This window comes from Streptomyces sp. NPDC041200 (assembly GCF_055591805.1).
On sequence record NZ_JBVIZF010000006.1, the window covers coordinates 127,755 to 141,177 of the forward strand.

At 71.8% G+C, this 13,423-nt stretch carries 11 protein-coding genes and 1 pseudogene; 5 read left to right on the plus strand and 7 right to left on the minus strand.

What is annotated here, in order from left to right; all coding sequences use genetic code 11:
* Window positions 1-59 precede the first annotated feature (59 nt).
* Window positions 60-1,154 carry a DUF8017 domain-containing protein gene (locus tag ACZ6CL_RS17460; RefSeq protein WP_468936982.1) on the plus strand — a complete coding sequence of 365 codons (1,095 nt, stop codon included), beginning with the start codon at window positions 60-62 and terminating at the stop codon, window positions 1,152-1,154.
* Between the two features lie 65 nt (window positions 1,155-1,219).
* Entirely contained in the window at window positions 1,220-2,518 is a 1,299-nt protein-coding gene (locus ACZ6CL_RS17465; RefSeq protein ID WP_468936983.1) for an MFS transporter, read from the plus strand.
* 38 nt (window positions 2,519-2,556) lie between these two features.
* Here ACZ6CL_RS17465 and ACZ6CL_RS17470 read toward each other — a convergent pair whose 3' ends face one another.
* The 3 genes from ACZ6CL_RS17470 to ACZ6CL_RS17480 all read right to left on the minus strand — a co-directional run bounded on the left by ACZ6CL_RS17470 (window position 2,557) and on the right by ACZ6CL_RS17480 (window position 4,921).
* On the minus strand, window positions 2,557-3,405 hold the full coding sequence (locus ACZ6CL_RS17470; RefSeq protein WP_468936984.1) for a spermidine synthase: 849 nt from the start codon (window positions 3,403-3,405) through the stop codon (window positions 2,557-2,559).
* A 74-nt stretch (window positions 3,406-3,479) separates the two neighbouring features.
* Window positions 3,480-4,661: an elongation factor Tu gene (gene tuf, locus ACZ6CL_RS17475; RefSeq protein WP_468937125.1), complete on the minus strand. Its 1,182-nt coding sequence runs from the start codon at window positions 4,659-4,661 to the stop codon at window positions 3,480-3,482.
* Window positions 4,662-4,774: 113 nt separating this feature from the next.
* A complete protein-coding gene (locus ACZ6CL_RS17480; protein WP_468936985.1) occupies window positions 4,775-4,921 on the minus strand; it encodes a hypothetical protein in 147 nt (48 codons plus the stop codon).
* Window positions 4,922-5,114: 193 nt separating this feature from the next.
* Here ACZ6CL_RS17480 and ACZ6CL_RS17485 point away from each other — a divergent pair, with 193 nt between their 5' ends.
* On the plus strand, window positions 5,115-5,819 hold the full coding sequence (locus ACZ6CL_RS17485; RefSeq protein WP_468936986.1) for a TVP38/TMEM64 family protein: 705 nt from the start codon (window positions 5,115-5,117) through the stop codon (window positions 5,817-5,819).
* A 13-nt stretch (window positions 5,820-5,832) separates the two neighbouring features.
* Here the strand turns inward: ACZ6CL_RS17485 and ACZ6CL_RS17490 are convergent.
* Window positions 5,833-6,240 (minus strand): annotated as a pseudogene (locus tag ACZ6CL_RS17490) (MFS transporter); the annotation flags it as partial.
* 343 nt (window positions 6,241-6,583) lie between these two features.
* On the opposite strand from ACZ6CL_RS17490, the gene ACZ6CL_RS17495 reads away from it, so the two are divergent.
* Window positions 6,584-7,456: an undecaprenyl-diphosphate phosphatase gene (locus tag ACZ6CL_RS17495; protein WP_468936987.1), complete on the plus strand. Its 873-nt coding sequence runs from the start codon at window positions 6,584-6,586 to the stop codon at window positions 7,454-7,456.
* 175 nt (window positions 7,457-7,631) lie between these two features.
* Here the strand turns inward: ACZ6CL_RS17495 and ACZ6CL_RS17500 are convergent, their stop codons facing one another.
* A complete protein-coding gene (locus ACZ6CL_RS17500) occupies window positions 7,632-8,297 on the minus strand; it encodes an HAD family hydrolase (protein ID WP_468936988.1) in 666 nt (221 codons plus the stop codon).
* Window positions 8,294-8,923, minus strand: coding sequence for a flavin reductase family protein (locus ACZ6CL_RS17505; protein WP_468936989.1), 630 nt, complete (start codon window positions 8,921-8,923; stop codon window positions 8,294-8,296). The genes ACZ6CL_RS17500 and ACZ6CL_RS17505 overlap by 4 nt, the downstream gene beginning before the upstream one ends.
* A 125-nt stretch (window positions 8,924-9,048) precedes the next feature.
* Here ACZ6CL_RS17505 and ACZ6CL_RS17510 point away from each other — a divergent pair, with 125 nt between their 5' ends.
* Window positions 9,049-10,701, plus strand: coding sequence for a recombinase family protein (locus ACZ6CL_RS17510; protein ID WP_468936990.1), 1,653 nt, complete (start codon window positions 9,049-9,051; stop codon window positions 10,699-10,701).
* Window positions 10,702-10,868: 167 nt separating this feature from the next.
* Here the strand turns inward: ACZ6CL_RS17510 and ACZ6CL_RS17515 are convergent, their stop codons facing one another.
* Window positions 10,869-13,400, minus strand: a complete 2,532-nt coding sequence (locus ACZ6CL_RS17515) for a tetratricopeptide repeat protein (protein WP_468936991.1) — start codon at window positions 13,398-13,400, stop codon at window positions 10,869-10,871.
* Window positions 13,401-13,423: the final 23 nt, after the last annotated feature.

Below are 13,423 nucleotides of genomic sequence, written 5' to 3' on the forward strand. Positions count from 1 at the left end.
AAATCCGGGGAAGGGGCGGCCGTAGCCGCTGTCGGCGACCCCATCTATCGTTATCGGCCATGTGGCCAGGACAGCAGCCGCCCGGGGGCGAGCAGAACCCGCAGGATCCAAATCCCTATCAGCAACCGGGGTATCAACAGCCCAACCCATACCAGCAGCCGGGTTACGGGCAGCAGGGTTACGGGCAGCAGGGGCATCAGCAGCCGAATCCGTATCAGCAGCCACAGCCGGGCTACCCCGGCCAGCCGGGACAGCAGCCGGGTTACGGGCACCAGCAGAACCAGCCCGCATACGGCTGGAATACGCCGTCCGGACCGACCGGGGCTCCGCAGCCGCCGCAGGACAAGAAGAAGCGCACGGCGACCATCGCGATCGTCGCCTCGGTGGCGGTCGTCGCGGCGGCCGTGATCACCGGCGTCGTCGTCCTGAACCAGGACGACAGCAAGGGCGACCAGGCGAAGGACGACAAGAAGCCCTCCGCCCCCTCGTCCTCGTCCGCCCCGGCCGGGGCCCCCTCCGCCGGTGGAGACGAGGACAACCCGCGCGCCGGTGGCGACGCGGCCGAGGTGAAGCCGGTCATCCCCGGCTGGCAGACGGTCGTCAGCCCCAAGCGGCACGACGCCTTCGACGTGCCCGCGAACTGGGCGGTGAAGAAGCCGGACCTGAGCATCGGCTTCGAGGACGAGAAGGGCAACCCGCTCGTCATCATGTCCGCCCCGGCCAAGTACAAGGAAAACGCCTGCACCGTCAAGGACGAGGACGGCGAGGAGAACACCAGCGGCATCGCCGGGGCCGGCACCAAGGGCGCGCAGGGTGCCAAGACCGAGGCCGACGCCTCCAAGGTCGAGGCCGAGAACTGGGTCTTCGCCGGCTTCGACCAGAAGGAGACCGGCACCCGCAAGGTCACCAGCCCCAAGCCGTTCAAGAGCGACCACGGGCTCAAGGGCTACACCTCCACGGCGACGGTCACCGGCGTCAAGAAGACTGACAAGTGCGTCACGGACGGCAAGGCGGTCACCGTCACCTACACGGACATCAACGGCGACTTCGCGACCTGGGTGCTCTACTCCGCCAAGGGCGTCAAGGACGAGGTCCCGGACGCCACCATCAAGAAGATCATGAGCAGCCTGCGCCCGGTGCGGTCCGAGGGCTAGCAGCCGATCAGCGCGGCCGGAATTGGGTTGGACGCCGGGGGCCGCCGCCGGGGATAGTCCGCTGCGTGACCACTCCCCCGGCCCCGCGTCCCCCATCGCCCCGCCCCGCCTGGGCGGGCCGCAACTACACGCTGCTGACCGCCGCCGCGGTGGTGACGGGCCTCGGAAACGCCGGGGCCCTCATCGCGGCGGCGTTCGCGGTCCTGGACGCGGGCGGGGACGGCGGCGACGTCGGGCTCGTCGCCGCGGCCCGCACCCTCCCCCTCGTCGCCTTCCTGCTGATCGGCGGCGCGCTGGCGGACCGGCTGCCGCGGCACCGGGTGATGGTCGCGGCCAACGCCCTCAACTGCGCCTCGCAGGGCGTCTTCGCGGTGCTCGTGCTCTCCGGCGAGGCGCGGCTGTGGCAGATGGCCGTGCTCGCCGCGCTCAGCGGCATCGGGCAGGCGTTCTTCAGTCCCGCCGCCGAGGGCATGCTGCTCTCCAGCGTCGACGCCGAACAGTCCGCCCGCGCCTTCGCGTTGTTCCGCGTCGGCACCAACGGCGCGCAGATCGGCGGTGCCGCGCTGGGCGGCGCGCTGGTGGCGATCGTCGGCCCGGGCTGGGTGCTGGCCATCGACGCCGTCGCCTTCGCCGCCGCCGGAGCGCTGCGCGGGCTGCTCGACGTCAGCCACATCGCGCCACGCGAGCCCGGCGGCGGGATGCTGCGCGATCTGCGCGAGGGCTGGCGGGAGTTCACCGGACGGCCGTGGCTGTGGGCCATCGTGGTGCAGTTCGCGGTCGTCAACGCGGTGGTGAGCGCGGCCGAGGCGGTGTACGGGCCGCTGGTCGCCGAGGAGCAGTTGGGCGGGGCGCGGCCCTGGGGGTTCGCGCTCGCGGCGTTCGCCGCGGGCACCGTCGTCGGCGGGCTGGCGATGACGCGCTGGAGACCGCGGCGGCTGCTGTTCGCGGGCAGCCTGTGCGTCCTGCCGTTCGCCCTGCCGTCGGCCGCGCTCGCCGTCCCGCTGTCCGCGCCCGGGCTGTGCGCGGTGATGTTCGTCGCCGGGGCGTCGGTCGAGGTGTTCGGGGTGTCCTGGATGACCGCGCTGCACCAGGAGATCCCCGAGGACAAGCTGTCGCGGGTGGCGGCGTACGACTGGATGGGCTCGATCGCCATGGTCCCCCTCGCCACCGCCCTCGCGGGCCCGGCCGAGAGCGCCTTCGGGCGGTCGGCCGCGCTGTGGGGCAGCGCGGCGCTGATCCTGCTGCTGACGCTCGCGGTGCTGTGCGTTCCGGACGTACGCCATCTGCGGCGCCGCGAGCCGGAACCGGTCGCCGAGGGGGCACCCGTCACCGAGCGGCTGACGGCGGCACCGGAAAAGCTCTGAGGGCCGCTGTACGCGGGACCCGGCCCCCTGCCGTACCGTCAGCCGACGCTGAACGCGCCGCCCGGCGGCTCCGGCGACGGCACCGCGTCCTCGTCCCGCACCGGCGCCGCGTCGCCCATGAACCGCTCCAGCGCCGCCCCGTACTCCACCCGCGCCGGGAACGCGTCGGCCGCGGTACGCCGCGCCAGCGCCCCGACCGGCAACTCGCCCTGCGTGGCCACCAGCACCGCGTTCCCGAACCGTCGGCCACGCAGCACCGCGGGCTCCGCGATCAGGCACACCTCCACGAACACGGCGCGGAACGTGGCCAGTTGGGAGCGGAGGAAGGTGAACGGCGCGCTGTCGGCGAGGTTGGCCATGTAGCAGCCCCCGGGGCGCAGCACCCGGGCCGCGGCGCGCGCGTACGCGACCGACGTGAGATGCGCGGGCACCCGGGAACCGCCGAACACATCGGCCACGATGACATCGGCTGACGCCTCGGGCTCGGCCTCCAGCGCGGCGCGGGCGTCCGCCCGGCGCACCGTGATGCCCGCGCCGCCCGGCGGCAGCGGCAGCTGCTCGGCGACCAGCTCCAGCAGCCCGCCGTCGGCCTCGATGACCTGCTGCCGGGAGCCGGGCCGGGTGGCGGCCAGATAGCGGGGCAGGGTCAGCGCCCCGCCGCCCAGGTGCAGGGCGTCCAGCGGCGCGCCGGTCGCGCCCGCCTCGTCGAGGACGTGGCCGAGCCGTCGCGCGTACTCGAACTCCAGGTGGCCGGGGTCGTCCAGGTCGACGTACGACTGGGGCGCGCCGTCCACCGTGAGCAGCCAGGCGCGCGGGCGGTCGAGGTCCGGCATCAGCTTGGCGGTGCCGTGGTCCACGGCCCGGGTCACGGGTATCGGCTCGTTCACCGTCCCATTGTGCCGTCCCGGCTCCAGCTCGCCCTCCCCGGGCGGGGTCGGCGAGCGGGAGCCGGTCGGCCTCCCTACGGCTGGTCGAGCACCGTGAGCACCGTGCCCGCGCCCACCGTGCGGCCGCCCTCACGGATCGCGAAGCCGAGCCCCGGCTCCAGCGGCACCGCGCGGCCCAGCTCTACCGTCAGGGTGACGGTGTCACCGGGGCGGGCCACATCGGCGGACCCGAGGTCCACCGCGCCGACCACATCAGCCGTACGCAGGTAGAACTGCGGCCGGTAGCCGGTGACCACCGGGGTGCGGCGGCCGCCCTCGGCCGCCGACAGCACGTACACGCTCGCGGTGAAGCGCCGCCGGGGCACGACGCTGCCGGGCGCCGCGACCACCTGGCCGCGGCGCACCGCGTCCCGGGCCACCCCGCGCAGCAGCAGCGCCACGTTGTCGCCCGCCTCGGCGGACTCCATGGGTTTGCCGAAGGTCTCGACGCCCGTGACGACGGTCGTCACGTCCGCGCCGAGCACCTCCACGCGGTCGCCGACGCGCACCGTGCCGCGCTCGATGGCGCCGGTGACCACCGTGCCGCGGCCGGAGATGGTCAGCACGTTCTCCACCGGCAGCAGGAACGGGGCGTCGGTGTAGCGCACCGGCGTCGGTACGTAGATGTCGACGGCGTCGAGCAGCGCCTCGATCGCGCCGGTCCACCGCTGGTCGCCGTCCAGCGCGCGCAGCCCGGAGACCCGTACGACGGGCGTGGTCTCGCCGGGATAGCCGTGCGCGGACAGCAGCTCGCGCACCTCCAGTTCGACCAGGTCGGTGAGTTCGGGGTCGCCCGCGTCGGCCTTGTTGAGAGCGACGACGATGTGGTCGACCCCCACCTGGCGGGCCAGCAGCACGTGTTCGGCGGTCTGCGGCATGACGCCGTCGAGCGCGGAGACGACGAGGATGGCGCCGTCGAGCTGGGCCGCGCCGGTCACCATGTTCTTGATGAAGTCGGCGTGGCCCGGCATGTCGACGTGCGCGTAGTGCCGGGTGTCGGTCTCGTACTCGACGTGCGCGATGTTGATGGTGATGCCGCGCGCGGCCTCCTCCGGCGCCCGGTCGATGCGGTCGAACGGCACGAAGGTGCCGCCGGAGCCGCGCTCGCTGAGCACCTTGGTGATGGCGGCGGTGAGCGTGGTCTTGCCGTGGTCGACGTGGCCCATGGTGCCGATGTTCAGATGCGGCTTGGTGCGCACGTAGGACTGCTTGGGCATCTTGGGCATGGTGGACATGCGGCTGTTCCTCCTCGGAACGACAAGGGAAGCGCGGACCCCAGTGCCTGGCCGACCCTCCCCTGGCGGGGTCCGTCGGAGTGGTCCGAGGAGGGTCAGCTTCGGGCGCCGTCGGCGGGGGCGGCTGTCACGGCCACGGCGGCGGCGAGTGCTGCGGCGGTGGCGGCGGTGAAGAGGACGGCGGCAGCCTTCGGAGCGTCCGCGACCGCGGACGTCGTCATGAGGAAGGCATACCGGAACATGCCGTGATCATTGCGTACCGTTCGGTCCCCGTCGAATGGTTTTCGTGACGCACGGGGCCGGTGCGGCGCAGGTGAACCCCTGGCGCCCGGGAGGTGCTCGCCCACGCCGCCCCATGTATCGGCCGGGCGACAACCAGCCGACGAGCGAACGACATCACAGCGTGCCCGCGGCCCGGTCGGTTACGCTCCCCCGATGCTCGATGTCGCCGTCCCCACCCCGAAACCGGCCGTGCGCCGCGCCCGCGCCGTGCTGTTCTCGCCGTGGTCACGGCTGGGGCTGCTCGCCGCGCTGCTGGCCGGTGCCGCGACCGCGGTGTGGGTGTGGCAGCCGCACCGGCTGCTGGCGGACGGCTGGCCGCTGCAGCTGTCGGGCCCGGCGGCCGTGGTGCTGTTCGCGGCCGCGTACGGGCTGTGCACCGCCGCGCTGGTACCCCGGCCGCTGCTGAACCTGGCGGCGGGTGTGCTCCTCGGCGCCCAGGTCGGCCTCGCGGCGGCCGTCGCCGGTACGGTTCTCGGCGCCGGGATCTCGTTCGGCCTGGGCAGACTGCTGGGGCAGGACGCGCTGCGGCCGCTGCTGCGGGGCCGCTGGCTGGGCGCGGCCGACCGGCAGCTGAGTCGGCACGGCTTCCGCTCCATGCTGGCGATCCGGCTCTTCCCGGGCGTGCCGTTCGCCGCCGCGAACTACTGCGCGGCGGTCTCCCGGATGGGCTGGCCCGCGTTCCTGCTGGCGACCGGGCTCGGCTGTGTGCCGAACACGGCGGCGTACGTGGTGGCGGGCGGCCACGCCGCCACGCCCACCTCGCCCGTCTTCCTCATCGCGCTGGCCTGTATCGCCGTACCCGCCGTCGGCGGGCTCGTCGTGGCCTGGCGCAAGCGCGGCCGTCTGCGGAGGGCGTGAGCGAGCCGGGCTCTCATGGCCCGTCCGCCGCGGCGCGCGCGGACAGCGGCTCGGCGATGTCCTCCAGCGGGCGCCGTTCCGCCAGTACGGCCAGGAAGGCGGCCACCAGCCCGGCCGTGACCATGGGCGACGCCCCGACGCGGAAGGCCAGGACCGTATCTCCGACGACCCCGCTCCGCGTCAGCTCGGCGAAGATCAGCGGGCCGCTGATCCCTCCGGCCGCCGTGCCGATGGCGTAGAAGAAGGCGATGGCCAGCGCGCGCGTCTCCATCGGGAAGACCTCGCTGGCCGTCAGATAGGCGGAACTCGCGCCCGCCGAGGCGAAGAAGAGGACGACGCACCAACAGGCCGTCATCGTCTCCGCGTTGAGCCAGCCCCGGCCGAACATCCAGGCGGTGACGAACAGCAGCGCCCAGGGGAGCCGGTCCAGCCGCGCCGGGACCTTGGAGGTGACGGTCGCGGCGCCCCCGTCCCGGAGTGGCCGTGGCACGTCCTGCCCGTGGTCACGGCGGAGCTCGCTGGCGGCCATGAGGCTCCTCGGCGGCTGCTCGGCGAACTCACGCGGAAGGACCGCCGAGCACCCCTGTTCATATGCGTAAACCGGCCTTCGGACCGGGCCCTTGGCAGGCCGTCCGCGCGGGGACGCTACGCTGCCACCACCACCGGTTGCCGGCCCCCGGCCACCGGCCTTCCCCTCGGCCACCCCGCCTGTTCCGGCACGCCCGGGAGCAGCGCATGATCAGCCTTTGGATAGCGTAGACGCAATGTCATGGTTTGAATCATTCATCCTCGGGCTGGTCCAGGGGCTGACCGAGTTTCTTCCGATCTCCTCCAGCGCCCATCTGCGCCTCACCGCCGCCTTCGCGGGCTGGAACGACCCTGGCCCCGCCTTCACCGCCATCACCCAGATCGGCACCGAGCTGGCGGTACTCATCTACTTCCGCAAGGACATAGCCAGGATCGTGAGCGCCTGGTTCCGCTCCTTGTTCAACAAGGAGTGGCGCGGCGATCACGATGCCCAGATGGGCTGGCTGGTGATCGTCGGCTCGATCCCCATCGGTGTGCTCGGCCTCACACTCCAGGACGCGATCGAGGGCCCGTTCCGCGATCTGCGGCTCATCGCCACCACCCTCGTCGTCATGGGCGTCGTGCTCGGCTTCGCGGACCGTCTCGCCGCGCGCGACGAGACGGGCGGCAAGCACCGTGTCGCCAAGCAGCGCAAGTCACTGCAGGAGCTGAGCGTCCGGGACGGGCTGATCTTCGGTATATGCCAGGCGATGGCGCTCGTCCCCGGTGTCTCCCGGTCCGGCGCGACCATCAGCGGCGGCCTGCTCATGGGCTACACCCGCGAGGCCGCGGCCCGCTACTCCTTCCTCCTCGCCGTCCCGGCCGTCCTGGCCTCCGGAATCTTCGAGCTGAAGGACGCGTCCGAGGGACACACCGAGTGGGGTCCGACGATCTTCGCGACCGTCATCGCCTTCGTCGTCGGCTACGCCGTCATCGCCTGGTTCATGAAGTTCATCTCCACCAAGAGCTTCATGCCGTTCGTGATCTACCGCATCCTGCTGGGCCTGCTGCTCTTCGCCCTGATCGGCTTCGACGTGCTGAGCGCGCACGCGGCCGAGTCCGCGGGCTGACCCTTGCGCAGAGGGGATGGGCCGCCGGCCGAGGAGGGAGGAGGTCCGGCGGCCCCTTCGCTCAGGTCTGGCGCCCCCTGAGCGGTATGCGACGAGTCAACCGCCACGGGACGCGTGGCGGGAGGGTGTGCGATAGATATATGCAAGCACTTTGGTCACACGGGGTGTGAATACATCACACTCCGTACGACCTCCCCCCTGAGCTGGAGCCCATCAGCTCGACCAGCTCCCCCAGCTCCGAGATCCGCCAGTCCGCCCGCGCCGCGTCATCGCCGGCGGCCCACAGCTGCCCCCAGGGCCCCCGGCGGAGGTGCGCGGCCCGCAGCCCGGCGGCCTGCGCCGCCCGGATGTCGAACACCGGATGGTCGCCCACGTACACCGTCCGGTCCGGCGCGGCCCCGCCCAGTGCGACGACCCGCTCGAAGAACCCCGGATCGGGCTTGGCCACGCCCCACTCACCGGACGTCGCGATGGCATCCACCGGCAGCTCCAGCGCGCGCAGCAGCTCCCCCGTCCGCACCGGCTGGTTCCCGGCCACAACGATCCGTACCCCCAGCGCGCGCAGCGCCCCGAGCGCGGGCCGCACGTCCGGGTACAGATCGCGCTCCCCCAGCCAGTCCGCCCGCGCCGACGCGTCCCACGCCCGTCGCTCCGCGTCGACATCCGCCCCCGGCTTCACCAGCCGGATCGCGTCCGAGTCGTCCCGCCCCTGCGCGACCACGGCCCCCACCAGGGCGGACAGCGTGTGCCGGGGCACGCCGAGCCAGTCGGCCCACGCGGCCCAGTAGCGGTCCTCCCGGACCAGGGTGGAACCGACATCGAAGGCCACCACCTCCATCACCGCTCCCCGTCCCGCCCCTTCTCCCCCGCCCACTCCGCGTAGCGGACCCGCTCGATCTCCAGCACCTCGCCGACCGTCCCCCACTCGTTCTTCCCCAGCCGCGCCAGCGGCCGCAGCCTGCCGACCTCCGGATGCCCGTCGACCATCACCCCGTCGTCGACCGCGGCATGCACCACCCGCCCGAACACCACGGTCGAGTCCCCCAGCAGCACGGTGCTGTGCAGCTCACACTCCAACGCCACCGGCGACTCCGCCACCCGCGGCGGCCTCACCCGCACACTCTCCTCCCGCGCGACCCCCACCGCCTCGAACTCGCTCACCCCGCGCGGAAAGTCCGTAGCCGTCCCATTGATCGTCTCGAACATCCGCTCCGGCGCGAGGTTCACCACGAACTCCCCGGTCTCCTCCACATTGCGCAGCGAGTCCTTCCGCCCGACGGAGGTGAACTGCACGACGGGCGGCGACACGCAGGCGACCGTGAAGAAGGAGTGCGGGGCGAGGTTCGCCGTGTGGGTGTCCGGGTTGATGGTGGACACCCAGGCGATCGGCCGGGGCACGACGACCGAGGTCAGCAGCTTGTAGAAGGGGTTCCGGCCGACGGTCTCAGGATCAAAGTCGATACGCATACGGCCCAGTATCCGCTGGCCGCGGCAGCGCATCCTAACGGCGTTCCGCGGTCTCACCCAGCCCCTGAGTTCCACGGAAGGTGCCCGGTGTCGGAAGGCACGAGCGCCCGGAGCTGAGCACCGCCATGTCCGCCCTGTCCCTGTGGGACGACTTCGAGATCCCGCCCCAGGCCCGCCGCGGGCGCGTCACCCTCAACCTCTACGACCAGCTCTCCGCGTACGCCCCGAAGCGCCCCGGCGCCTACCTGCGGATCTCTTCCGACCGCTTCGGCCTCGAAGCCGGCGTCGACCGCCAGCACGAAGACGCCGAGGACACCCGGGGCCGACTGCGCTGGGGCCCCTTCGCCAAGATCTACAAAGAGAACGACACCTCCGCCTTCAAGAAGCACAAGGTGGTCCGGGACGACGGCTCCATCGACTGGGTGGTCATCCGCCCGAACTTCCGCGAACTCCTGGCCGATCTGGCCAGCGGGGTCATCGACGGAGTCATCTTCTACGACCTGGACCGCCTGGTCCGCCAGCCCAGGGACCTCGAAGACCTGATCGACATCGTCGAGTACGTCCAGCGACCGGCCGTAGGCGCGACCGGCGGCCGTATGAACCTGATCAACGACAGCGACCGGCACATGGCCCGGATGATGTGCGTGATGGCGCTGAAGTCCTCCGAGGACACCTCACGCCGCGTCGCCCGCCTCCACCTGGCCTGCGCCCAGGCCGGCAGGGTCCAGGGCCGCATCGCCTACGGCTGGGTCCGCAAGGGACCGGACAAGGGCACGCTCGTCCGCGACGAGTCGCGAGTGGTCATCGGCATCTTCGACGACTGCCTCACCGGAGAGACCTCCTACAGCATCGCCACCAAGCTCAACCAGGACGGCGTCAAGCCACCCGCGGCGAAGCTCTGGTCCTCCACCATGATCAACAAGATGCTGCGGAACCCCCGGTACGCAGGCATGGTCTCCTACGCCGGTAAGCATCGGATCGACCCGGCGCTCGACTGGGACGGATGGTCCCGGGTGCTGTTCGACGAGGACGGCCACCCGCTGCTGGGCGCCTGGGAACGCATCATCGAACCGAAGATCTGGTCCCAGGTCCAGTTCGAACTCCAACTGCGCCGCCAGAACAGTGGCATCTCGAAGGGAACGAGCCGTCCGCCTGTCACGGGCCGATACCTCCTCTCCGGCATCCTCAAGTGCGGGAAGTGCGGGAGGGGACTCGTGGGACACAGGTCGCAGACGGGAGGCCGCACCTATCGGTGTCCCCCGTCAGCCCACGGCGGTTGCGGTGGCACAAGCATTGCCGCAGAGGACGCCATCGAGCACGCAATGGTCGCCTTCCTGCGGAAGGTCATCGAAACCGCTCGGGAAGACGAGCAGGGCGCCTCGGAGCAGCTCACCAACATGCGCGCCACCCTCGAACACGAATCAGCCCGCAAGCAGAATCTTCTACGCCGCTGGACAGAAGGCACCCTGGAGAAGGCAGGGCTGACGGAGGAGGACTTTTTCACCATGCTGTCCGGTATCAACAAGAAGATCTCACGGCTGCGCGATGCGATCACCGCCGCAGAGGGAACACCCACCCGCGAGGCTCCGAAGGAGGAGCTACTCAACGGCTGGCGTGCCGGATCACTCCATCAACGCCGCTCCCTGCTGAGGAGGTACCTGCACGGCATTAACGTGCAGCCACCCATCAAGGTAAAGGCCTTCAACCGCAGCCACCTTATCCAGGAACGCTCGTTTTGGGATGGCCGGTACTTCCTGATAGCCGAAGTACGCGTCTAAGCGTGTCTATCCCAGGGAGCCCAGCCGGGTGAGATCCAACCAGCGCTGCGTACGGCTACGCGACGACGTCTCTGCTCCGCCCCGAGCGCCCTCCTGAGTCGCGCATGTTCGCGGCTCGAATGCCCGCAAGAGACCACTCGCGTTCTGCCCGTGACCACTGATCTTGGTCAGGAATCGGTGGATTCGTCGACGGCCAAAGGCCTCGCCACCCGCATCCAGTGGGTGAAACTACGCCAGGTGGCGAGGGTGTCGGGGTGGTCGGGGCCCAGCATCCGCATCATGTGCTCCAGCAGCTCGGCGAGGGCGGCCGCGGCTCCGGCCGCGTCCCCCTCCTTTCCTCGCCAATTGGCGAGGGCGCTTCGAGTGATGAGGGTGTCGGGGTGGTCCGGGCCCAGCACCCGCACCCGGTCGGCGAGGAGTTCGACGTAAGCGGCCACTGCCCCGGCCGCATCCCCCGACTCACCCTGCCAGTAGGCGATAGTGCTCCTGGTGGTGAGGGTGTCGGGGTGGTCCGGGCCCAGCACCCGCACCCGGTCGGCGAGGAGTTCGACGTAAGCAGCCGCGGCCCCGGCCGCATCCCCCGACTCGCCCCGCCAGTAGGCGAGATTGTGCCGGGTGATGAGGGTGTCAGGATGGTCCGGGCCGAGCACCCGCACCATGTGCGCCAGCAGCTCGGCGAAGGCGGTGGCAGCCCCGACCGCGTCCCCCGCCTTCCCCCGCCAACTGGCGAGATTGCCCCGGGTGGCGAGGGTGGCGGGGTGGTCATCGCCGAGCACCCGCACCATGTGCGCCAGCAACTCGGCGAGGGCCGCCGCGGGTCCGGCCGCATCCCCCGCCTTCCCGCGCCAGCGGGCGAGTTCGCCCCGGGTGGCGAGGGTGTCCGGGTGGTCCGGGCCCAGCACCCGCACCCGGTCGGCGAGGAGTTCGGTGTAAGCGGCCACTGCCCCGGCCGCGTCCCCCGCCTCACCTTGGAACAGGGCCAGGTTGTGCCGGGTGGTGAGGGTGGAGGGGTCGTCATCGCCGAGCACCCGCACCATGTGCGCCAGCAGCTCGCCGAAGGCGCCGGCAGCCCCGACCGCGTCCCCCGCCTTCCCCCGCCAACTGGCGAGACTGTGCCGGGCGGTGAGGGTGTAGGGATGGTCATCGCCGAGCACCCGCACCATGCGCGCCAGCAGCTCAGCGAAGGCAGTAGCGGCCCCGGCCGCGTCCCCCGCTTCACCCCGAAAGCGGAAGAGTTCGCCCCGGACGGCGAGGGTGTGGGGGTGGTCCGGGCCCAGGCGGCTGTGGGCGACACCGGCCATTCGCTGGAAATACTCGATGGCGGCAGCAACCTGACCGCTCTTGCCCAGGCTGTAGCCGGCGTGGAAAAGCACCCCATGGGCGCCGTCGGACCCATACAGGATGTCTTCGGCGTGGCCGGTGAGGGCGGTGGTGTTGGCGCGCAGGTTCTGGGCGATGGCGCGATCGCGTTCGATGTCGGGCCAAGCGGCCACCAGGGCGTCAGCGGCGGTGCGGGCGGTCTCCTCATACGCCTGAGGAGGCATGGACTCCCGGGTGGCACGTTGGACCAGCTGGTGGGTGCGTACGGCTTGGTGGGGGCTGTCGGGGAAGTGCTCGATGAGGCTGAGGTGGTGCAGGGCGCGTAGCGCGCGCCCCGCCTCGCGGATGGACACCGATTCGGGTTCCCCGGTGGGGTCCGGGCCGGTTCTGGGGCGGCACCGGGCGAGGTGGGCGAGGGCGGGCGGGCTGGTCAGGACGGCCTGGGGGATGCCGTTGGGGTCGAGCAGGGCGGCCAGTTGGAGCATGGGGCGGGCCAGGCCGACTGGGCGGAGGGTGTCGGCGCGTTCGACGGACAGGGACCAGGCGGCCGCGAGGGGGAGGGCCTGGTCGTCGGGGAGCCGGTCGGGGGCAGCTTCGGTGAGGGCGGTGGTCCGATCGGCGAGCAGGTCCCGGTACGCGGCCACTCCCTCACCGGAGTCGATGACGTATGCGGCGGCCTGGGCGAGGGCGAGGGGCAAGCATCCGAGATCGCGGGCGAGGGCGCCGAGCTGTTCCTCCGGCGCCTCACGGCCGTTGGCGGCCAGAGCCCGGGTGAGGTAGGCGACGGCCTCGGCCTCGGTGAACAGGCCGACCTCGATCCTGCGGCGGCCCTCACCGGTCAGGGCGGCGTCGCGGCGGCGGGTGGTGACCAGGGTGCGGCCGTGGGGGGCGGCGGGCGGCCACAGCTCGCGCAGGTCGTCCGGATCGGCGACATCGTCCAGGACGACCAGCCACCGACACGGCCGGGCACCGGCCTTGGGGGTCAGCCAGGCCAGAAACGTGCGCGCGGCCTGTTCGGGGTCGTCCGGGTCCGCCCGGCACAGTTCGATACCGGCCTGCGCGTAACCGGCCACCACGGCAGGCCGGGCGCTCGCGGTGATCCAGACCAGGACGTCCAGGCTGTCGCCCGAGCCACCGTCCCACGCGGTGAGGGCGTGATCGGCAGCGAGCTGGGTCTTGCCGACCCCGCCCATTCCGGTCAGGACCTGGCCCAGCACAGCCGTGCCACCACCCTCGACCGCCGCCCGCAGCCTCTCCGCCTCGGCACGGTCCTGGAAGGACAGCGCCCGGGACGGGATCACGCCGACCTGGTGTGGCCAGGCAGCGGGCTCTCGGGGCGCGGCGGGATGGTTGACTTGGCCGACGCTGCCGATCGCCACGCCGTGATGGCTGGCATGGACCG

Excerpts from the sequence above, each read along its gene's own strand:
- ACZ6CL_RS17460 (WP_468936982.1), top strand. The coding sequence starts at position 60 with ATGTGGCCAGGACAGCAGCCGCCCGGGGGCGAGCAGAACCCGCAGGAT.
- tuf (WP_468937125.1), bottom strand. The coding sequence starts at position 4,661 with ATGCCCAAGCAGTCCTACGTGCGCACCAAGCCGCATCTGAACATCGGC.
- ACZ6CL_RS17480 (WP_468936985.1), bottom strand. The coding sequence starts at position 4,921 with ATGTTCCGGTATGCCTTCCTCATGACGACGTCCGCGGTCGCGGACGCT.
- ACZ6CL_RS17485 (WP_468936986.1), top strand. The coding sequence starts at position 5,115 with ATGCTCGATGTCGCCGTCCCCACCCCGAAACCGGCCGTGCGCCGCGCC.
- ACZ6CL_RS17495 (WP_468936987.1), top strand. The coding sequence starts at position 6,584 with ATGTCATGGTTTGAATCATTCATCCTCGGGCTGGTCCAGGGGCTGACC.
- ACZ6CL_RS17505 (WP_468936989.1), bottom strand. The coding sequence starts at position 8,923 with ATGCGTATCGACTTTGATCCTGAGACCGTCGGCCGGAACCCCTTCTAC.
- ACZ6CL_RS17510 (WP_468936990.1), top strand. The coding sequence starts at position 9,049 with ATGTCCGCCCTGTCCCTGTGGGACGACTTCGAGATCCCGCCCCAGGCC.